This window comes from Pseudomonadota bacterium (assembly GCA_038533575.1).
Lineage (GTDB): Bacteria > Pseudomonadota > Alphaproteobacteria > Rhodobacterales > Rhodobacteraceae > Shimia_B.
On the sequence record JBCAYL010000004.1, the window covers coordinates 102,123 to 122,164 of the forward strand.

General features: G+C 65.9%; 15 protein-coding genes and 1 tRNA gene. 8 read left to right on the forward strand and 8 right to left on the reverse strand.

What is annotated here, in order from left to right; all coding sequences use genetic code 11:
* Positions 1-85: 85 nt before the first annotated feature.
* Positions 86-979 carry an oxygen-dependent coproporphyrinogen oxidase gene (gene hemF / locus AAFM92_15825; GenBank protein MEL7301846.1) on the forward strand — a complete coding sequence of 298 codons (894 nt, stop codon included), beginning with the start codon at positions 86-88 and terminating at the stop codon, positions 977-979.
* Positions 980-1,038: 59 nt separating this feature from the next.
* Here the strand turns inward: hemF and AAFM92_15830 are convergent, their stop codons facing one another.
* Positions 1,039-1,941: a UTP--glucose-1-phosphate uridylyltransferase gene (locus AAFM92_15830; protein ID MEL7301847.1), complete on the reverse strand. Its 903-nt coding sequence runs from the start codon at positions 1,939-1,941 to the stop codon at positions 1,039-1,041.
* A gap of 261 nt (positions 1,942-2,202) precedes the next feature.
* Between AAFM92_15830 and AAFM92_15835 the strand changes: the two genes are divergently transcribed.
* The 3 genes from AAFM92_15835 to ggpS are packed head-to-tail and all read left to right on the forward strand — an operon-like array spanning position 2,203 to position 5,644.
* The gene (locus AAFM92_15835) at positions 2,203-3,342 is read left to right on the forward strand and encodes an NAD(P)H-dependent glycerol-3-phosphate dehydrogenase (GenBank protein ID MEL7301848.1); all 1,140 of its coding nucleotides are present in this window, start codon (positions 2,203-2,205) and stop codon (positions 3,340-3,342) included.
* Complete coding sequence (locus AAFM92_15840; protein MEL7301849.1) at positions 3,339-4,124, forward strand: HAD-IIB family hydrolase; 786 nt, start codon at positions 3,339-3,341, stop codon at positions 4,122-4,124. Before AAFM92_15835 ends, AAFM92_15840 begins: the two co-directional genes overlap by 4 nt.
* An 11-nt stretch (positions 4,125-4,135) precedes the next feature.
* On the forward strand, positions 4,136-5,644 hold the full coding sequence (gene ggpS / locus AAFM92_15845) for a glucosylglycerol-phosphate synthase (GenBank protein ID MEL7301850.1): 1,509 nt from the start codon (positions 4,136-4,138) through the stop codon (positions 5,642-5,644).
* Positions 5,645-5,745: 101 nt separating this feature from the next.
* On the opposite strand, the gene hemE is transcribed toward ggpS, so the two are convergent.
* On the reverse strand, positions 5,746-6,777 hold the full coding sequence (gene hemE / locus AAFM92_15850; protein ID MEL7301851.1) for a uroporphyrinogen decarboxylase: 1,032 nt from the start codon (positions 6,775-6,777) through the stop codon (positions 5,746-5,748).
* Positions 6,778-6,873: 96 nt separating this feature from the next.
* On the opposite strand from hemE, the gene hemC reads away from it, so the two are divergent.
* The gene (gene hemC, locus AAFM92_15855) at positions 6,874-7,821 is read left to right on the forward strand and encodes a hydroxymethylbilane synthase (protein ID MEL7301852.1); all 948 of its coding nucleotides are present in this window, start codon (positions 6,874-6,876) and stop codon (positions 7,819-7,821) included.
* 47 nt (positions 7,822-7,868) lie between these two features.
* Here the strand turns inward: hemC and AAFM92_15860 are convergent, their stop codons facing one another.
* Positions 7,869-9,275 (reverse strand): FAD-binding oxidoreductase, encoded by a 1,407-nt coding sequence (locus AAFM92_15860; protein ID MEL7301853.1) that lies wholly within the window; start codon positions 9,273-9,275, stop codon positions 7,869-7,871.
* A gap of 89 nt (positions 9,276-9,364) precedes the next feature.
* Here AAFM92_15860 and AAFM92_15865 point away from each other — a divergent pair.
* Positions 9,365-9,441: transfer RNA gene (locus tag AAFM92_15865), tRNA-Met, on the forward strand.
* A 90-nt stretch (positions 9,442-9,531) separates the two neighbouring features.
* On the opposite strand, the gene AAFM92_15870 is transcribed toward AAFM92_15865, so the two are convergent.
* From AAFM92_15870 to AAFM92_15880, 3 genes are all read right to left on the reverse strand, one after another.
* The gene (locus AAFM92_15870; GenBank protein MEL7301854.1) at positions 9,532-10,479 is read right to left on the reverse strand and encodes a helix-turn-helix domain-containing protein; all 948 of its coding nucleotides are present in this window, start codon (positions 10,477-10,479) and stop codon (positions 9,532-9,534) included.
* Between the two features lie 90 nt (positions 10,480-10,569).
* Complete coding sequence (locus AAFM92_15875; protein ID MEL7301855.1) at positions 10,570-12,036, reverse strand: aldehyde dehydrogenase family protein; 1,467 nt, start codon at positions 12,034-12,036, stop codon at positions 10,570-10,572.
* Between the two features lie 10 nt (positions 12,037-12,046).
* Positions 12,047-13,078 (reverse strand): alcohol dehydrogenase catalytic domain-containing protein, encoded by a 1,032-nt coding sequence (locus AAFM92_15880; GenBank protein ID MEL7301856.1) that lies wholly within the window; start codon positions 13,076-13,078, stop codon positions 12,047-12,049.
* Between the two features lie 119 nt (positions 13,079-13,197).
* Between AAFM92_15880 and AAFM92_15885 the strand changes: the two genes are divergently transcribed.
* Positions 13,198-14,277: an alcohol dehydrogenase family protein gene (locus tag AAFM92_15885; protein ID MEL7301857.1), complete on the forward strand. Its 1,080-nt coding sequence runs from the start codon at positions 13,198-13,200 to the stop codon at positions 14,275-14,277.
* Between the two features lie 4 nt (positions 14,278-14,281).
* Here AAFM92_15885 and gloB read toward each other — a convergent pair whose 3' ends face one another.
* On the reverse strand, positions 14,282-15,049 hold the full coding sequence (gene gloB, locus AAFM92_15890; GenBank protein ID MEL7301858.1) for a hydroxyacylglutathione hydrolase: 768 nt from the start codon (positions 15,047-15,049) through the stop codon (positions 14,282-14,284).
* Positions 15,050-15,122: 73 nt separating this feature from the next.
* Between gloB and AAFM92_15895 the strand changes: the two genes are divergently transcribed.
* Complete coding sequence (locus AAFM92_15895; protein ID MEL7301859.1) at positions 15,123-18,674, forward strand: hydantoinase B/oxoprolinase family protein; 3,552 nt, start codon at positions 15,123-15,125, stop codon at positions 18,672-18,674.
* On the opposite strand, the gene AAFM92_15900 is transcribed toward AAFM92_15895, so the two are convergent.
* On the reverse strand, positions 18,671-20,023 hold the full coding sequence (locus AAFM92_15900) for an aminotransferase class III-fold pyridoxal phosphate-dependent enzyme (GenBank protein MEL7301860.1): 1,353 nt from the start codon (positions 20,021-20,023) through the stop codon (positions 18,671-18,673). The two genes, AAFM92_15895 and AAFM92_15900, sit on opposite strands and share 4 nt — an antisense overlap.
* Between the last annotated feature and the right edge of the window lie 19 nt (positions 20,024-20,042).

Consider the following 20,042-nt stretch of genomic DNA (forward strand, 5'->3'; position numbering starts at 1 on the left):
CCGATTTCTTGTTCTGGATCAAGGCGGCGCGGGGCTGGCGAGGCCAGAGAGGCTCTGGTAACTGTCAGCGCAGGGAGACACGACCATGACCGAGATGTTTGACGACCGCAAAGTCAAAGCCGCCGCCTGGTTTCGCCGGCTGCGCGACGATATCGTCGCCGCCTTCGAGGCGCTGGAAGACACGCAGGAGACTGGCCCTTTCGCGGATCGGCCCGCGGGCCGCTTCGAGGTCACGGAGACCTCCCGTACCGCCGAGGATGGCTCGGATGCGGGTGGCGGCCTCATGAGCGTGATGCGCGGCGGGCGCGTCTTCGAGAAGGTCGGCGTCAACGTCTCTACCGTCTACGGCACGCTGGGGGCACGCGCGCAGGCCGCCATGGCCGCGCGAAAGGGCATTCCCGGCATGGCCGAAGACCCGCGCTTCTGGGCCTCCGGCATCTCGCTCGTGGCGCACATGCAGAACCCGCACACGCCGAGCGTTCACATGAACACGCGCATGTTCTGGACCCCCCATGCTTGGTGGTTCGGGGGCGGCTCTGATCTCAACCCGTGCATCGAGTACGACGAGGACACCGCCGATTTCCACCGCGTGCTGAAGGCCCATTGCGACCCGCACGGCGCCGACATCTACGACGAATACAAAGCCTGGGCGGACGAGTATTTCTACGTCCCCCACCGAAAGCGCGCCCGGGGCGTGGGCGGGATCTTCTTCGATGATCGCAACACTGGCGATTGGGAGGCGGATTTCGCGCTGACGCAGGATGTCGGTCGCGCGTTTCTTCCTGCCTATCTGCCGCAGGTCGAAAAGCACCGCGATCAGCCGTGGACAGAGGCCGACAAGGACGCGCAGCTCGTCCACCGCGGGCTCTATGCCGAGTATAATCTCGTCTACGACCGAGGCACCAAGTTCGGCCTAGAGACAGGGCATGATGCGAATGCCGTCCTGATGAGCCTGCCGCCCCTCGCGAAGTGGGCATGAAAAAGCCCCGGGCGTGAGCCAGCGCTCACCCGGGGCTTTTTCTGTTACTCAGAGACGCGTTACTCCGCTGCGATCGCCGCCGGAGATAGCTCCGCGAGCACGGGAGACAGTTCGGGATCATCGGCCGCGAGATGCAGCGTCGCGCGGAGCATGCCAGCCTTGGAGCCGCAATCGAAGCGGAGCCCGGAGAACTGGTAGCCCGCGAGGCCGAGGCTGCCTGCCCCACGTGAAATCGCGTCCGTCAGTTGGATTTCCCCGCCTGCGCCGGGCTCTTGGCTGCGCAGCGCGTCGAAGATGCTGGCATCGAGCACGTAGCGCCCGACGACTGCCTCGCGGCTTGGTGCCTTCGTCGGGTCTGGTTTTTCCACCATCCCCGTCGCGGTGAGCGTGCGGCCATCGCGGCCCGATACGTCGAGGATGCCGTATTTTTTCGTTTCTTCGAGCGGCACCTGCATGGTCGCCACCATGTGTCCAGCGGCGCAATCCTTGTAGGCTGCCACCATTTCTCCAAGAGCGGGTGTGCCGAGGATCAGATCGTCGGGCAGGAGTACGGCCACAGCGCCGTCGAGCACGTGGGGGGCGGCCTGTAGCACGGCGTGACCGAGGCCCAGCGGCTCATGTTGCATGCAGAAGATGACGTCGTCGTCCTGCGGGCAGAGCGCCGCATCCTTCAATTCCTCGGCGAGCGCCTCCTTGCCCTTCTCTCGCAGCGAGCGGCGGAGCTTCACGTCGTCCATCACGTGACGCTCGATGGAGGCTTTGTCCGGATGGCTCACGAAGATCATGCGCTCGATGCCCGCGTCGCGGGCTTCGTCGATAGCATATTGGATGAGCGGCGTATCGAGCACGGGGAGCAGTTCCTTCGGGGTCGCTTTTGTAGCGGGAAGGAAGCGTGTGCCCATGCCGGCAACGGGGAAGATGGCCGTACGAACTGTGCGGGTGTGGTCGGTGCTCATGCTCATGTGTTCCTCGTTTTTCTCGCTGCACTGCAACAATAGGGCAAGTAGCCTGAAAGTTCCGAAAACGACCTTCGGATGTCGCGGGTAAACATTCTGCTTGCCCAGAGACCATGCTTTTCGCTCAAATTTTGAGCATTTGGAGAATGGGCGGGCAGAAATTTCCGGGCGAAGGAACCCATTTTGCATATGCGGCATTAAGTGAGGGATCACACCGCACGACATTTGAGTCTGGCACCTTGGGGTGTCGCCGCTTGAGGGGAATTCATGAGGCATCAGCCATTTCCGGAACAACATCTGCCGTCGGAGGCACCGCGCTACGAGCGGGTCGCCGTGATCGGGGCGGGCTCCTGGGGCACCGCCCTCGCCGCCACGCTCGCCAATGCCGGAGTCGAGACGCGCATCTGGGGCCGGAAAGAGGCTGTGATCGACGAGATCAATGCTCACCACACGACACCCTTCCTGCCCGGCGTGGCACTCCCCTCGCGGCTGCGCGGCGTCCACGAGATGCGCGCGGCGCTGAGCGGTGCCGAGGCTGCCCTCATTGTGGTTCCCTCCCGCGCGATCCGCTCGGTCTCTCGCCAAGTGGCCGAATACGCGGACCCCGGCATCCCCATCGCCATCTGCGCCAAAGGCATCGAGGCGGAGACCGGCCTTCTGATGACACAGGTCGCCGAGGAAGAGCTGCCGGGCCATCCTATCGGCTGCGTATCCGGGCCCACCTTCGCGGTGGAGACAGCGCTGGGCCATCCCACCGCCGCCACCTGCGCGTTTCCCTTCTCCTACGCCGATCGCCTTAAGCCGCAGCACAGCCCCGCTGCGCGCCTTGCCGTCACGCTCACGACCGAAAGCTTCCGCACATATATCTCCGACGATCTCGTGGGCGTGGAGATCGGCGGCGCCGTCAAGAACGTCATCGCCATCGCCTGCGGGATGATGACCGGCGCAGGATTTGCCGAAAACACCCGCGCGGCCCTCATCACCCGCGGCCTCGACGAGCTCAAATCCCTCGCCGAGGCACTCGGCGGGCGGCGCGAGACGGTGACCGGCCTCAGCGGCATCGGCGACCTCGCGCTCACATGTTCTTCGCCCACGTCGCGGAACATGTCGCTCGGTCAGCAGTTAGGACAGGGCATTCCGCGCGCGGAATGCTTCGAGGGGAGGCCCGTCGTTGTCGAAGGTGAAGTGAACGCCAAGAGCGTGACCGACCTCGCCCGCTCCATCGGCGTCGCCATGCCCATCTGTGAAACGGTGCGCGCCATTCTCCATGACGGGGCCGAGCTCGGCCCCGCTTTCGCGGCCCTCTGGGCCAGACCGATCGAAGCCGAACCGAAAGCCATGGACGTGGCCTTCAATCACCCGGCCTCGAACGAAGACATAGCAACACTTGCAGAAAGGATCTCATGACCCGTCACGAGACATTCGACAGCCCCGCAACCGCCACCATCGCCGACAAGGATCTGGTCCTCGCCACCGATCTCGACGGCACCTTCCTCGGTGGCACCGACGAAGACCGCAAGAAGCTCTACCAGTTCATCGAGAGCAATCGCTCCCGCGTGGGCCTCATTTTCGTCACCGGCCGGGACCCGGGCTTCATCAATGATCTCGTCCGCAAGCGCGGCGTCCCGAAGCCCGACTACGTCGTGGCCGATGTGGGCACCACGATCGCGGAGATGGGCGATGATTTTCACCTGCGCCCGATTGATGCCCTCGAGGCGGAGATTTCAGAAAAATGGAACGAAGCCAATGCCCGCGTGCAAGCGGCGTTGCATCACACGAGCGGCCTCAAGCTCCAGAGTACCGGCTTCCGCTTCCGCGTGAGCTACGACATGGATCCGGGCCGCTTTGACAGCAAAGCGCTCGACATCGTCGCCGATCTCGGTCTCGACGCGCTCGTATCCGACGACAAATTCTTCGATGTTCTGCCCAAGGATGTCTCCAAAGGTCCGTCACTACTGCGTCTCCTGTCCCATCTCGGGATCCGCAACGAACGGGTGCTGGTCGCCGGTGACACGCTGAACGATCTTTCCATGCTCTCGCTCGGCCTGCCGGCCGTGGCCGTGGGCGGCTCCGAGCCCGCGCTCATCAAGGAGCTTGAGGGCCATGAGCATGTTCACATCGCCGAGGGGATCGGCGTAGCGGGCATCGCCGAAGCCATCATCAAGAAAGAGATGTTCAAACCCGCCTAAGGAGGCCGCCCATGTCGTCAGAGCTCGTCATCGTCTACCATCGGCAGCCTTACGAGGAGGTCGAGGAAAACGGGAAGATCGTCTTCAAGGAGAACAAGTCTCCAAACGGGATCGTCCCGACGCTGAAGAGCTTTTTCGGCAGTGTGGATCACGGGGCCTGGATTGCGTGGAAGCAATCCGAAGACCTCGAGAATCCGGACTTTGAGCGGAAGGTGGAGATCAAGGATGCCTACGGTGCCTACACAGTCTCCCGCCTTCCGCTCACGGCCGAGCAGGTGCGTGAATTCTACCATGTCACCTCGAAGGAGGCTTTCTGGCCGATCCTTCACGCGTTCAAGGAACGCTACAATTACGACCCGGTCGATTGGCCGAACTTCCAGGAAGTGAACCGGCGCTTTGCCGAGGCCGCCGCCGAAGAAGCGGCGCCCGGCGCGCTCGTCTGGGTCCATGACTACAATCTCTGGCTGGTGCCGGGTTACCTGCGCGAGCTGCGCCCGGATGTGCGCATCGCGTTCTTCCACCACACACCCTTCCCCTCGGCAGACATCTTCAACGTACTGCCGTGGCGAAAGGAGATCATCGGCTCGCTTCTCGCCTGCGATGACGTGGGCTTTCACATCCCGCGCTACGCGTCGAATTTCGTGAGTGTCGCCCGCTCCCTCTTCGATGTGGATGTGAGCGAGCGCATGCGCGTCCCGGCTAAGTGGATCAACGAGGGCACGGCCCTCACCGAACGCTTCGTGCCGACGCTGATCACGGGCGAGGCCCGCACCGTGGCCGTAAGCGTGACGCCCGTGGGCGTCGACACCGCCTTCATCGACGAGAACGCTCGCTCCGAGGAGACCGGCAGCGCGCTGGCGCGGCTCAAAGAGGATCTCGGCGGCCAACGCCTCATTCTCAGCGTCGGACGCACGGATTACACTAAGGGCGGTGTTCAGCAGCTCGAGAGCTTCGAACGGGTGCTGGAGCAGAACCCGGATCTGCGCGGGACGCTGCGCTTGATGCATGTTTCGGTCAGCGCCAATCGCGGCATGACGGCCTATGCCGAAATCCAGAACGAGATCGAAGCGACGGCGGGCCGGATCAATGGCCGCTTCGGCACGCTCGAGTGGCAGCCCGTGGCGCTCATTTCGCGGCCCATCCCCTTCGCGGAGCTCGTGGCCTATTACCGCGCGGCGGACGTGGCATGGATCACGCCGCTGGCCGACGGAATGAACCTCGTCTGCAAGGAGTTCGTCACGAGCCGCGTGGATGGCGACGGTGTCCTCGTCTTGTCCGAGTTCGCAGGGGCCGCCGTGGAATTGCCCGCGGCACTCGAGACGAATCCGTTCTCCCATCGCTCGCTCGACCGGGTGATCCTCCGCGCGCTTGAAATGCCGGAGACCGAGCGCCGCGAGCGGATGACCTCCCTGCGCACGGCTGTTCTGGGCAATGATGTGCGTGAATGGGGGCCGGGGACGCTGAAGCTCCGCGCGGCACCGCCGCCCCCCGATGCGCTGCAGGCCACTGAGGCCGCCTGATCGAGGAGGGGCCCCGCGGGGCCCTTTTTCATGTCTCCGTGTGCGAATGGGACCGGCTGCTGCGTCGCGCGTTTTGCTGCAGATCGCCGCCCAGGACTGGTTTACGCCGAGCGCACGGTCTCGATCATCAGCGCGACATTCTCGGGGTCCGCGTCCGGCGTGATGCCGTGGCCGAGATTGAAGATATGCGGACCATTGCGGAAAGCCTCCACGATGGCGCGGGTCTCGTCCACGAGCGCCTCGCCCCCCGTCACCATGTGGGAAGACGCGAGATTTCCCTGCACGCATCCATCAACCTGCACGTGCTGCGCGGCCCACTCGGCCGAGACGGAATTGTCGAGGGCCACGCAATCGGCCCCGGTCGCCTTGGCAAAGCCCACGTAACCGTCGCCCGCCTCGCGCGGAAAGGCGATGACCGGGATGCCGGGATGCCGCGCCTTGAGCGCCTGGGTGATCACCCGCGCAGGCTCCAATGCATACTTCTGAAAAGCCTCGCCTTTGAGCGATCCGGCCCAGCTGTCAAAGAGCTTCACCACCTCTGCGCCAGCGTCGATCTGGGCTGAGAGATACTCGATCGTGCCCTCCGTCAGCCGCGCCATGAGCGCGTCGAACACCTCCGGCGCCCCCTCGCGCAGCGCATGGGCCGGTGCTTGGTCCGGCGTCCCCCGGCCGGCAATCATGTACGTCGCCACCGTCCATGGCGCGCCCGCAAAGCCAATGAGCGTTGTCTCCTCGGGCAGTTCGCGCGACAGGATCCGCACCGTCTCGTAGACCGGCGCGAGGTGCTCATGGATATCATCCTTGCCCTTCAGCGCTGCCATGCCAGCGGCATCGGTGATCGTCGAGAGCCGCGGACCTTCGCCCGTCACGAACCAGAGATCCGCGCCAAGCGCCTGTGGCAGCAGGAGAATATCGGCAAAGAGGATCGCGGCGTCAAAGCCGTAGCGCCGGATCGGCTGGAGGGTCACCTCCGCCGCGAGGTCCGGCGTGTAGCACAGGGACAGAAAATCCCCGGCCTGCGCGCGCGTGGCGCGATACTCGGGGAGATAGCGGCCCGCCTGCCGCATCATCCAGATGGGCGGCGTGGCCTGCCGCTCGCCCCCGAGCGCCTTGAGGATCGTTTTCTCGGTCATGCGCATGTCTTTCATGGGGCGGCGGGCCTTTTGCAAGTGTCAACTTCAGATGACACTCTACTTGCCAGTCTCTCGCGACGCAATTAGGAAGGGGATATGAGTGATTTGTCCGCAGCATCCCCGCTCAAAATCGGCACGCGTGGCTCACCCCTTGCCTTGGCGCAGGCCCATGAGACGCGTGCGCGGCTCATGGCGGCCCATGAGCTGCCGGAGGAAGCCTTTGAGATCGTTGTCATAAAGACGACCGGGGACAAGATCCTCAACAGACCGCTCAAGGAGATCGGGGGCAAGGGGCTCTTCACGCGGGAGATCGAGGATGACCTCCTCGCTGGCCGTATCGACATCGCTGTGCACTCCATGAAGGACATGCCGACTTTGCAGCCAGACGGGCTGGTGCTCGACTGCTACCTGCCGCGCGAGGACGTGCGGGATGCGTTCGTCTCTCTGGGCGATCATTCCCTCGCCGATCTGCCGCGCGGCGCGCGTGTCGGATCCTCCTCGCTGCGCCGCCGGGCCCAGCTTCTGAGTTACCGGGGCGATCTCGAGGTGGTGGAGTTTCGCGGCAACGTACAGACACGCCTGAAGAAGCTGGAAGACGGTGTGGCGCTCTGCACCTTCCTCGCCATGGCCGGCCTGCGCCGGCTGGCGCTCGAGGATGTCCGGAAGAGCCCCATTGCCCCGGAAGACATGCTGCCGGCAGTGGCGCAAGGCGCCATCGGCATCGAGCGGCGCGCGGATGACGCGAAGATCGCTGACCTGCTCGCACCCATCCATGACCGGGAGACGGGGCAACGGCTCGCTGCGGAGCGCAGCTTTCTCAAAACGCTCGACGGCTCCTGCGAGACCCCCATCGCCGCGCTTGCGGAGCTCGATGGCACTCGGATCCACTTGCGAGGCGAGATCCTGCGCCCCGATGGCTCAGAGCGCCTCGCGGACGAGATTTCAGGCTCCGTCGACCAAGGCACGGATCTCGGCGCGACTCTGGCCGAGAGCTTGCTTGGTCGCGCGGCCCCCGGGTTCTTCGACTGGCGGGAGACGGCCTGAGCCTCCAAGAGACCTGTGCACTGGTGCCCGCGCAGGCTGCCACGCGCTCAGGGCAGCACCTTGCCGGGGTTCATCAGGTTTTCCGGGTCGAGGGACTGTTTGAGCGCGCGCATGGCATCGAGGGCCACGGCATCCTTTCTGCGTGCCATGGAGCCCAGCTTCGACAGGCCGATCCCGTGTTCCGCCGAGAACGATCCCCCAAGGGACAGCGTCAGATCTTCGATGGCTTCGACCATGGCCTGCTTCAGCTCCGCGTCGTCGCGGCTTGGATAGACCGTGTAATGAAGATTGCCGTCGCCCAGGTGGGAGACGACAAAATCCTCCGCGCGATCGTCGAGCGGAGCGAGGCGCGGGCCGATCTCGGCCAGGAAGCTCGGCACCGCGTCAAGTGGCAGGGCGATGTCGGTGTCGACGATGGGCTGGCCCGTGAACGTGAGCTCCGCGGCCATCTCGCGGCGCGCCCACATGGCCCGGCGCTGCGCCTCGTTCTGCGCCACGACGGCGTCTGACAGAACGCCCCTGTCGAGGGCCGATGCAAGATGGCCGGTGACGAGGTCGAGCAGGGCGGATTCGCCGCCGTCTGCGCCGTCTCCGGCGTCGTCCGCCCGGGTCGAGGCCACCTCGATGAGGACGTTCACGGGATGGGCCGCAGTGAAGGGTTCGGCGGCTCCGGTATGTGCGACGTGGCGCTCGATGTAGCGTCGGGGCATGTATTCGAAGGCCTCGACGGCCTGCCCCGTGGCCTCCTGCAGATCGTTGAGGAGGCCGAGCGTGTCCTCCAACCGCTCAAAGGCCGCCATGGCGGTCACGCTGACCTTTGGCGCGGGGAAGAGCTTGAGCGCAGCCGCGGTGATGAAGCCGAGCGTGCCCTCCGCGCCCACGAAGAGCTGCCGGAGCGCGTATCCGGAGTTGTCCTTCCGGAGCTCTGTCATGAGGTCCATGATGCGTCCGTCGGGCATCACCACTTCGAGCCCCAGGCAGAGCTCGCGCGTATTTCCGTAGCGCAGCACGTTGGAGCCGCCCGCATTGGTGGCGAGGGCCCCTCCGATGGTGGCTGATCCCCGTGCGCCGAAGGTGAGGGGGAAGACGAGAGAATGAACGGCCGCGGCGTCATGGATGGACTGCAGGATGGCGCCCGCTTCGACGACGGCCACGCGGGCCTCCGGGGAGATCCGGCGGATGGCGTTCATGCGATCGAGCGAGACCATGATCGCCCCATCGGCGGAGGTCGCCCCGGTAAGCCCGGTATTGCCGCCCACCGGGACCATGGCGACGCCTGCTGCGTGGCAGGCCGAGACGGCGGTGCTGAGCTCTGCCGCGTTGGCAGGACGCAGGACCGCCAAGGGAGCCCAACGATATTTGCCTGTCCAGTCGCTGGCCCATTTGGCGCAGTCTTGGCCAGTCAGAACGTGAGGCGCGCCAAGGATGGCGCGCAGATGATCAAGAAAGTCCATGGCAGACGTAAAAGCGTGGCAGGAGGGGTGCCGCAAGCGTGAATTGCGACTTGACCCTGCACGGCGCGCCGCCTATTCCGCCGCTCCATGGCGCGGTAGCTCAGCTGGTTAGAGCGCTCGACTCATAATCGAGAGGTCGGGAGTTCAAGTCTCCCCCACGCCACCACTTCCCTTCATCTTTTCGGACGGGACGGACCTCTTTCTCCGCTGCGCTCCGAAATTCGACCCGCCCGCCCGAATCCATCGGTCGCGCTGGTCAACCGACGCGGCTGCGGACGCGGTCGCGCATGGGCGGGAGGCCAAATTGCTCCTTGTAGGCGCGGCTGAAGTGCACCGGGCTCGTGAAGCCGCAATCCCGCGCGATCTCGGGCATCGGCCGCGCACTTCGCGTCACCATTTCCCGGGCCCGGTCAAGGCGCAGCATGCGGTAGTACTGGTTGGGTGAGCGGCCGGTATGGCTCCGAAAGAGGCGCTCGAGCTGGCGCTGGGAGAGCTGCGTGACGGACGCAAGCGCGGGAACGGAGAGCGATTGATCGAGCGCGGCGCGCATGTGCTCGATGGCCGACAGGAGCGGCTTCGGCATGCCCTCTCCCAGGGGAGTTTGCGAGCCGCCGGTGACGGCCTGGCTGCCCTCGCGCAGGGGCGGGGCGGCCAGTCTGTCTCGCACGGCACGCACGAGATCGGGCGCGTGGCGCTCGGCGAGGAGGGCGAGGACCATGTCGAGTGCCGCGGCACCGCCCACGCATGTGCGCACGGTACCGGCGGTATCGTAGAGCGTGTTCGAGAGCGTCTCGCGCGGATAGGCCGCGCTGAAGGCACCCTGGTATTCCGCAGCGATGGCCGCCGGCCCTTCGAGGAGCCCGCCATCGGCGAAGGCGAAGGCCGCGCTCTCAAGCCCGATGATGAGCCGCCCCTGGCGGCTCCAGTACCGGAGATGGCGGGCCAGGGGCGCGCCGGTGGCGGCCTCTGGCTCCTGGCTCGTTGAGACGATCACGATGTCGCTGCTGCTCTTGATGAGGTCGACGTCGTCGGTCTCGATAGCAGGGCCCTGGGCGCTTTTGACCGGTCCACCAGCCTTTGATGCATAGACGAGGCGGTAGCGCGGGGCGGTATCGAGCGCGTTCAGCGCCGCGAAGCCGTCCGTCATCAGGAACGTCGTTGTCAGGTTGAACCCGGGGGAAAGGTAGATTGTGACATCTTCCATGGCTGACGCCTGCTTCTGCACGCGCGAAAGGTGCACGCTGCGCTGCAGCATGACACACTTTTCGACAGTCCCAAAATGGATTCGGTTGCGTCAGCTCCGCCCGGCGCCGCCACCGATGGAAATCGCGACATTTTTGGTCTGCACATAGTTGAAAAGCGCCTCGCGGCCCTTTTCGCGACCATAGCCCGACTGTCCGTAGCCTCCGAAGGGGGTCTCGACGCCACCGGCGAACCATTCATTGACGTAGATCTGCCCGGCGCGAAGCTGCTGGGCATCGCGCATGGCCTGATCGAGATTCTTCGTGAAGGTGCCGCCCACGAGACCGTAGGGCGTGCCGTTGGCGATCTGAATGGCTTCCTCGGGCGTCCGGAACTTCATGACGGACACGACCGGCCCGAAGATCTCCTCCTGGGCCACCTCCATGTCGGGCGTGACGTCGGCGAGGACCGTGGGCTCCATGAAGCTGCCGTCGTTGTTGAGCGGACGCCCGCCGGTGACGACGCGCGCGCCTGCCTTTTGCGCGCCCGCCACGAGGCCCACGGCACGGTCGCGCTGCTTGAGCGAAATCATCGCGCCCATATTGGCGCCGAACTCGGGCCGTTCGATGCCGGGACCGACGGAGAGCCCCTTGGCCATGGCGGAGATGTTTTCGACCACCTCGTCGTGACGGTCCTCGTGCACGATGATCCGGCTCATCGCCGAGCAGACCTGACCCGAGTTGAAGTAGATTCCCCAGCGGACATTGTTGGTGAAGCCGTCGATATCGGCATCGGCATGGACGATGCCGGCAGATTTGCCGCCGAGCTCGAGCACGCAGGGCGCGAGGATATCGGCGGCAGCGCGGGCGATGGTCTGGCCCGTCTTGACCGAGCCGGTGAAGACGACCTGCCGCACATCCGGATGGGATGTCAGGGCCGCGCCGGCCACGTTGCCATAGCCGCACACGATGTTCACCGCGCCTGCCGGGAAGCCCGCGGCTTCGGCCGCCTCCGCGTAGATGTAGGACGAGCAGGGGCAGATTTCAGAGCTCTTGACGACGACCGTGTTTCCCGTGGCGAGCGCTGCCGAGATGGATCGGGCGGCCATCTCCACCGGGTAGTTCCACGGGATGATCTGCGCGGAGACGCCGTAGGGCTCGTAAGAGGTAAAGTCGTAGTACTTCTGACCGAGGGGGATCGACTTCCCCTCCACCGTGTCGGCCTGCCCGCCGTAATACTCGAAATACCGGGCTGTGCCTCGGATCTCCTGCTTGGCCTCCCAGAGCGGTTTGCCCTGTTCGAGGGTCAGAAGCTCCGCCACCTCGTCGAGATGCTCGAGAATGTACCGGCCCATGGCCTGCACCATGCGGCCCCGTTCCACTGGGCGCACCATGGTCAGGGCACCGCTCTCATGGACACGCCTGGCGGCCGCCACCGCGCGGGCGACATCGGCCGCGTCGGCCATGGCGTGGGTGGTGAGCTTTACGCCCGTGCCGGGGTTCGTGACTTCGATCCGTCCATCGCCTCCGTCGACCCACTGGCCGTCGATGTAGTTCTGGTAGAATTCCTTTACGGCCATGCGGCCCTCCCTATCGATCGAAGCGTGTGACGACGTTGATGCCCGCGGTCGCGTGGGCCGTCATGGCATGGAAGATCCCTTCCACGTCCGTTAGCGCGATGTGGTCCACGATGAGCGGGCCGAGGTCAAGGCGGCCCTCCTCGATGAGCTTGAGGAGCGGCGGAAAGCTTGCCGCGCCGAGACCTCGCATGCCGTGGATCGACAGCTGGCGCGCATAGACGAGCTCCAGAAGAGGCAGGGGCACCGTCGCATGGGGCCCCGTGGGCATCCCGATCTGGACGTGCCGTCCGAGCTTGCGCAGGGAGCGGAGCGACGCGTCGAAGGTGGCGGTGATCCCGAGGGCATCGAGCGCCACATGGGCGCCGCCTCCAGTGATCTCGAGGAGTTCACCCACCTGTCCGGCATCGAGCGTAATCTCCGCGCCGAGGGATTTTGCGAGGGCGCGCGCCTCCGGCGAGGGATCGATCCCGATGGTGCGTGCCCCGAGGGCGCGTGCGATGAGAAGGGCGCAGAGGCCAACGCCGCCGCAGCCATGGACCGCGATCCACTCCCCCGGCTGGAGCGCCGCCCGATCCACGAGGGCCCGCCAGGCGGTCGTCACGCGGCAGCCCATGGCCGCGGCGACATCGAAGGGGATCGCGTCGGGCAAGGGCACGGCGTTGAAATCGGCTGCGCGGATGGCCAGTCGCTCTGCGAAGGCGCCGGGGCCGTGGAAGCCCGGGCAATACTGGGTGTCGCAGATGGTGGGGCGGCCCGCGCGGCAGTCAGGGCAGTCTCCACAGCTCAGGATGAAGGGGGCCGTCACCCGCTGCCCGGTCTTCAGCGCGCAATCCGGGCCCACCTCCCCGACCACGCCGGCAAATTCATGGCCCATGATATGCGGAAGCATCACGGGATCTCCCCCGCTCCAGCTGTGATGGTCCGACCGGCAGACCCCGCAGGCGGTGACCTCGATGACCACGCCGTCCGCGGGGCAGGCGGGATCTGCCACGTCCTCGAGCGTGAGCGGCCCGCTCAGCTCATGCATCACCAGCGCTTTCATGTGTCCCTCCGTCTCGCGGCCACCGTGCCGGGCGACGCGCGTCTTTTCCAGCGCAATTCTTCGCGGTACCGAAGCAAAGGACGAGGAGGCGCCCCGTGACTGAGACCATTCCCAAAACGATGCGGGCCATGGTGCTGAAGCGCCACGGCGGGCCGGAGGCTCTGGAGTTCGAGCCCGCGTGGCCGGTGCCCCAGATCGGCGCGGAGGAGGTGCTGATCCGCGTGGCGGCCTGCGGGATGAACAATACCGACGTGAACACGCGCGCGGGCTGGTACTCGAAGAGCGTCACCGAAGCCACGACCGGGGCGGCCTATGAGAGCCTCGACGCCGCAGAGGATAACACGTGGGGTGGGGCTGGCGTCGCCTTCCCGAGGATTCAGGGCGCGGATGTCTGCGGCCACGTCGTGGCCGTGGGCGCACGCGCGGACAAAAGCCTCATCGGACGCAGGGTCATCACGGATGCATGGCTGCGCGACTGGGACGACCCGCTCAACCGGGACAAAATGGGCTATTTCGGGTCCGAGGCGGATGGCGGCTTTGCCGAGTATACGAAGACGCATCACCGGAATGCCGTGCCCGTCGAGAGCGACCTGAGCGACGCGGAACTCGCGACATTCTCTTGCTCCTACTCGACTGCCGAAGGGATGCTGACCCGCGCAGAGGTCTCGGCCCGCGACACGGTGTTCGTGACCGGGGCCTCAGGAGGCGTGGGCGGCGCGCTCATACAGCTGGCCAAGAGGCGTGGGGCCCGCGTGGTCGCGCTGGCCTCGGAAACCAAGCACGCGGATGTCGCGCTTTGTGGGCCCGACGCCATCCTGCCGCGCGCGCCCGCCGATCTCCCCGGTGCCCTCGAGGCCGCGATCGGTCAGCGCGATGTGAGCGTCGTGGCCGATATCGTTGCGGGGCAATATTTCAGCATGCTCATCGACGCGCTGTCACGCGGCGGGCGCTACGTGACGTCTGGTGCCATCGCGGGCCCGATCGTCGAGCTCGACATGCGGACGCTCTACCTGAAGGACCTGACGTTCCACGGGTCGACGGCGGTGCCTCCCGAGATCTTCCAAAGGCTTGTGGGCTACATCGAGGCAGGTGAGGTCAAGCCGATGCTCGCGGCGACTTACCCGCTCGAGGCCTTTCACGCGGGACAGGCCGCTTTCATCGAGAAGCGGCATACCGGGAATATCGTGGTGGTGCCCTAGCCGCTCAGAACGCGTCCTTCCGCGATCGAAGCTCCGAGAAAACAGCCGCATCGGGCTCGCCCACCATTCCGAGATGGGCGCGCAGCTCCGCATCCCCGTATCGCAGGAAGGGGTTCGTCGCGAGCTCAAGGGCCATCGTGGTGGGCATGGTCGGCTTTCCCTCGGCCCGCAGGGCATTCACTTCCGCGGCGCGGGCCTTCAGCGCCGCGTTCGCGGGGTCCACGGTCACCGCGAAGCGTGCGTTGGCCACCGTGTATTCGTGGCCGCCATAGACGACCGTGTCGACGGGCATGCCGCGGAGGATTTCCATGCTGCGATACATCTCCTCGTGGGTGCCCTCGAACACCCGCCCGCAGCCCATGGCAAAGAGCGTGTCACCGCTGAAAACAACGCCGTCCTCGGGCAGGTAGTAGTTCACCATGTCCTTCGTGTGCCCCGGCGTGTGAAGCACCTCCACCCGCGTGTCACCGAGCATGAAGCTCTCCCCATGCGAGACGGTTCGATCGAAATCGAAGTTCTTGCCTCCTTTGTAGGCGGGGCCGGTGACCTTGCAGCTCGTGCGCCCCTTGACCGCGGCGAGACCATCGGTGTGATCGTGGTGCCAATGCGTGATCCAGAGATCGCTGAGCTCCCAGCCGGTCTCCTCCAAGGCTGCGAAGACGGCGCCTTCCTCGCCAGCATCCACGCAGGCGCAGGCCCCCGTGGCCTCGTCGCGCACGAGCACGCCGTAATTGTCGCTCAGGTAGGGAAAGAGGTGGAACGCGGCAGGCATGGCCTCTCCTTGATGGCTGTGATTGAACCGCGAGGTAGCCCCGCGGGGCGCGCCCGTCGAGGAGGAAGAGGCCATGGCCGCGAAATGGGAGTTCTGGATCGACCGCGGCGGCACCTTCACCGATATCGTCGCCAAGTCCCCGGACGGGCAGCTCCTGTCGCATAAATTGCTCTCGGAGAACCCGGAGCGCTACGCGGATGCCGCTGTGCAGGGGATCCGCGATCTGGTGGGATCCGAGACGCTTGCGAGCGGCACCATCGGCGCAGTGAAGATGGGCACGACGGTGGCCACCAATGCCTTGCTCGAGCGCAAGGGCGACCCCGTGCTCCTGATGATCACCGAGGGGTTCGGGGACCTGCTCACGCTAGGGTATCAGACCCGCCCCGAGCTTTTCGCGCTCGAGATCAGGCGCCCGAAGCCTTTGTCGGAGCGGGTGGCCGAGGTGCCCGAGCGGCTCGATGCCGAGGGCGCAGTCGTGCGAGAGCTCGACGAGGACGCGGCGCGCACCGCACTGAAGGATGCCTACGACGCAGGCCTGCACGCCGTGGCCATCGCGTTCATGCACGCCCATGTGAACCCTGCGCACGAGGCGCGTGTCGCCGAACTCGCCGCCCAGATCGGCTTCACACAGATCTCGACAAGCCACGCCACCTCGCGCCTGTCCAAGCTCGTGGCCCGCGGCGACACGACGGTCGTCGACGCCTACCTTTCGCCAAAGCTGCGCCGATACGTGGATCAGGTCTCCGGCGCGCTCGATCTCGGCCACGCGACCGAGGCGCTTCTCTTCATGCAGTCGAATGGCGGCCTCGCGGATGCCGCCCAATTCCAGGGAAAGGACGCAATCCTCTCCGGCCCCGCGGGCGGCATCGTGGGGATGGTCGAGACCGGGCGCGCGGCGGGCCATGACCGCCTGATCGGCTTCGACATGGGGGGCACTTCCACGGATGTGAGCCACTTCGCAGGGCACTACGAGCGCAGCTTCGAAACCGAGGTGGCCGGTGTCCGCATGCGTGCGCCCATGATGGATATCCACACGGTTGCGGCAGGCGGCGGGTCTATCTGCAGCTACCGGGATGGCCGCTTCCAAGTGGGCCCCGAGAGCGCAGGCGCCGATCCCGGCCCCGCGGCCTATCGCCGGGGAGGGCCGCCCACTGTCACGGACTGCAACGTCGTCCTCGGCAAGCTCAATCCGGACCATTTCCCGCCAGTCTTTGGCGCGGAGGGTGATGAAAGGCTCGATCTCGAGGCGTCCCGCGCGGCGCTCACGCCGCTCGCCGAAGAGGCGGGCATGTCCGTCGAGGAGGCCGCGCAGGGCTTTCTCCGCATCGCCGTCGACAACATGGCCAACGCCATCAAGAAGATCAGCGTCGAGCGCGGTCACGATGTGTCGGGATACACGCTGCAGAGCTTTGGCGGGGCCGGAGGGCAGCACGCCTGTCTCGTGGCCGAGGCGCTGGGCATGGGCCGGGTCATGATCCATCCGCTCGCCGGCGTGCTGTCGGCCTACGGCATGGGGCTCGCAGATATCCGTGTCATCAAGGAGGCGCAGGTCGATGCGTCCCTCGAAGAGGGCTATGCAGGGGCCGCGGACGCGGTCGCCGAACTGAGCGCCGCTGCAAAAGCCGAAGTCCGCGCGCAAGGCGCCTCCAGTGAAGAGGTGCTGCCGCGCGCGCATCTTCGATACCAGGGCGCCCATCAATCCCTCGAGGTGGCGTTCGGGGAGGCATCGCAGATGCAGCGGGACTTCGAAGTCACCCACAGGGCCCGCTTCGGCTTCACCTCTCCTGAACGCAAGATCGAGATCGAGCTCGTCGCCGCGGAGGCGGTGGGGGCGACCGGGGAGCGCCCGGAGACGAGCTTTGAGACGGGCCGCGGCAAAGCGCATGCCACCGTGCCACTCTACGCCGAGGGCTGGCAGACGGCCCCGCTCTACGACCGCGCCGCCCTTGATCCCGAGACGCCCATTCCCGGACCGGCCATCATCACGGAGCCCACCGGAACCAACATTGTCGAGCCCGGGTGGCAGGCCGCGCTCGATGCGGAGGGCAATCTCATACTGACCCGCGTCGATACGGCTGCTGAGCGTCACGATCCCGCCGAGAGCCCGGTGATGCTCGAAGTCATGTCAAACCTCTTCATGTCCGTCGCTGATCAGATGGGTGCCACGCTGGCCAACACGGCGTGGTCCGTGAACATCAAGGAACGCCTCGATTTTTCCTGCGCGATCTTCGATGGGGCAGGAGAGCTGGTGGCCAACGCGCCACACGTGCCCGTCCATCTCGGATCCATGTCCCATGCCGTGCAGACGGTCATGGCCGCCTTCCCCGATGCCGAGGAGGGGGACGCCTTCGTCCTGAACGCGCCCCACGCGGGCGGCACGCACCTGCCCGACGTCACCGTCGTCACGCCGGTCTTCGTCGGAGGCCGGGCCGTCTATTGGCTCGGATCCCGCGGGCACCACGCCGATATCGGTGGCCGCACGCCGGGATCCGCGCCGCCGGACAGCACCACCATCGAGGAAGAAGGCGTCGTCATCACGGCGCAGCCGCTCCTCCGCCGGGGTGCATTCCTTGAAGACAAGATGCGCGCCCTGCTGGCCTCGGGGCGCTACCCATGTCGCGCGATTGATCAGAACATCGCCGATCTGCAGGCCCAGGTCGCAGCCAACGAGACCGGTCGCGCGGAGCTCCTCGCGCTCGTGGCGCGCCACGGAGAGGCCTCCGTGACACGCTACATGGCCCGGGTGCAGGAAAACGCGGAGGAGACCATGCGCGGGGTGATCCGCGGCCTGCCGGGTGGGCGGTTCAGCTACGCAATGGACGGCGGGCAGCGGATCGAAGTGTCGGTGAGCATCGACGAGGAGAGCGGGAACGCCACCGTCGATTTAACCGGGACCGCGGCCCAGCACCCGCTGAACTACAACGCGCCGCTCGCGGTGACACGCGCGGTCGTCCTCTACTGTTTCCGCACACTCATTGAGAAGAATATCCCGCTCAACGAGGGCTGCCTGCGCCCGATCGAGATCATCGTGCCCGAGGGCTCCATGCTCAATCCTGCACCGGGCGCCGCCGTTATCGCGGGCAATACGGAAGTCAGCCAAGCGGCGTGCAACGCGCTCTTCGGCGCGCTCGGTGTCATCGCCGGCAGCCAGGCAACGATGAACAACTTCGTCTGGGGCAATGCCGACTTCCAGAACTACGAGACGATTTGCGGAGGCACCGGCGCGGGCCCGGGCTTCGACGGGTGCGACGCCGTACAGACCCATATGACGAACACGCTCGCAACGGACCCCGAGGTCCTCGAGCACCGCTTCCCCGTGCGCCTCGAGGAATGGCGCATTCGAGAGGGCTCTGGCGGGGCAGGGAAGTGGCGCGGCGGCGCGGGTTGCTTGCGACGGATCCGCTTTCTCGCGCCGGTGACGGTCACCACGCTTTGCGGTCACCGGGTCGTGCCGCCCTTCGGCGGCGATGGCGGCGCGTCGGGGCAGGTGGGGCGCAACTGGGCGGAGCTGCCGGATGGCTCGATCGTTCCGCAAAAGGGCGACGATGAAATCGACCTCCCCGCAAACAGTGTCTACGGGATGGAGACCCCGGGCGGAGGCGGCTGGGGCAGCCGCGGCGCCTAAGCCGCGGCGAACCCGGCCTCGAGGCTCGCGAGGATCTGGTCGATCTCGGCCTCCGTGATAACGAGCGGCGGCGACATGAAGAAATTGTGCCCGCTCAGGCGTACCATCGTCCCTGCATCATAGGTGGCGTCGAAGATGCGCTTCATCGTGGCCGCGTCCATGGGCGCCTTGGTCTGCGGGTCACTGACGACCTCGATCGCGGTCATCAGACCGTGGCCTCCCCGGACATCGCCGATGATCCCGTGGCGCGCCATGAGCCTGCGGACGCCGTCATGGAGCTGCTTGCCGCGGGCTGCTGCATTCGTTGCCACGTCCAGCCGCTCTGTCTCGGCCAGGCAGGCCACGACCGCCGCCGCTCCCACGGGATGCGCGGAATAGGTGTATCCATGGAAGATCGCGCCCTCGCCTGACTGGTCACTCTCGAAGGCGTCGGCGACTTTCTCGCTGACGAGACATGCCCCCACCGGAAAGTAAGCTGAGGTGATCCCCTTGGCCGTGCACATCATGTCGGGCTTCACGCCCCAGTGCCGTGAGCCCGAGGCGTGGCCGGACCTGCCAAAGCCCGTGATCACCTCGTCGGCAATCATCAGGATCCCATGCCGGTCGCAGATCTCGCGCATCCGGGGCATGAAGCTTTCATGGGGCACGATCACGCCACCTGCGCCCTGGATCGGCTCCATGATGAAGGCGGCGATCGTGTCTGCGCCCTGGAATGCCACCTCGTCCTCGAAGGCTTGCGCCACGAGTTCGGCCAGCCGGGCGGGGTCTGTCTCGTTGAAGGGGTTCCCGTAGGGGTAGGGCGAGGGCAAATGAAAGCAGCCCGGCAGGAGCGGTTCGTAGGCCGTGCGAAAGCGCGGGTTCCCGTTGACCGACGCGCCTCCGAAATGCGTGCCGTGATAGCCTTTCTTTAGGCTCAGGAACTTCGTCCGCGTGGGCTGGCCTCTGAGCCGATGGTACTGCCGGGCGAGGCGGAGCGACGTCTCGACGCTGTCGGAGCCTCCCGCGGTGAAGAAGGCCCGCGCCATGCCATCTTCGGCAAAGAAGGCGCAGAGCGCATGGGCCGCTTCGATGGCAGGCGGGTTCGTCGTGCCGCCGAAGGCGGAGTAGTAGGGCAGGGTATCGAGTTGGCGCGCGATCGCCTCTTTGACGGCCGCGTTCGAGTAGCCGAGATTTGCGCACCAGAGACCGCCCACCGCGTCAACGACGCTGTGTCCGTCGATATCTGTGATGCAACAGCCATCCGCGCTCGCAATGATCTTCGGCGCATTGGCGGCCATGTCCCCCGGATGGGCCATGGGATGCCAGAGGTGCCGAGCATTCTGGGACTTCGTGAAGGCGTGATCACGCATGGGTGCGGCTTTCCTGCGA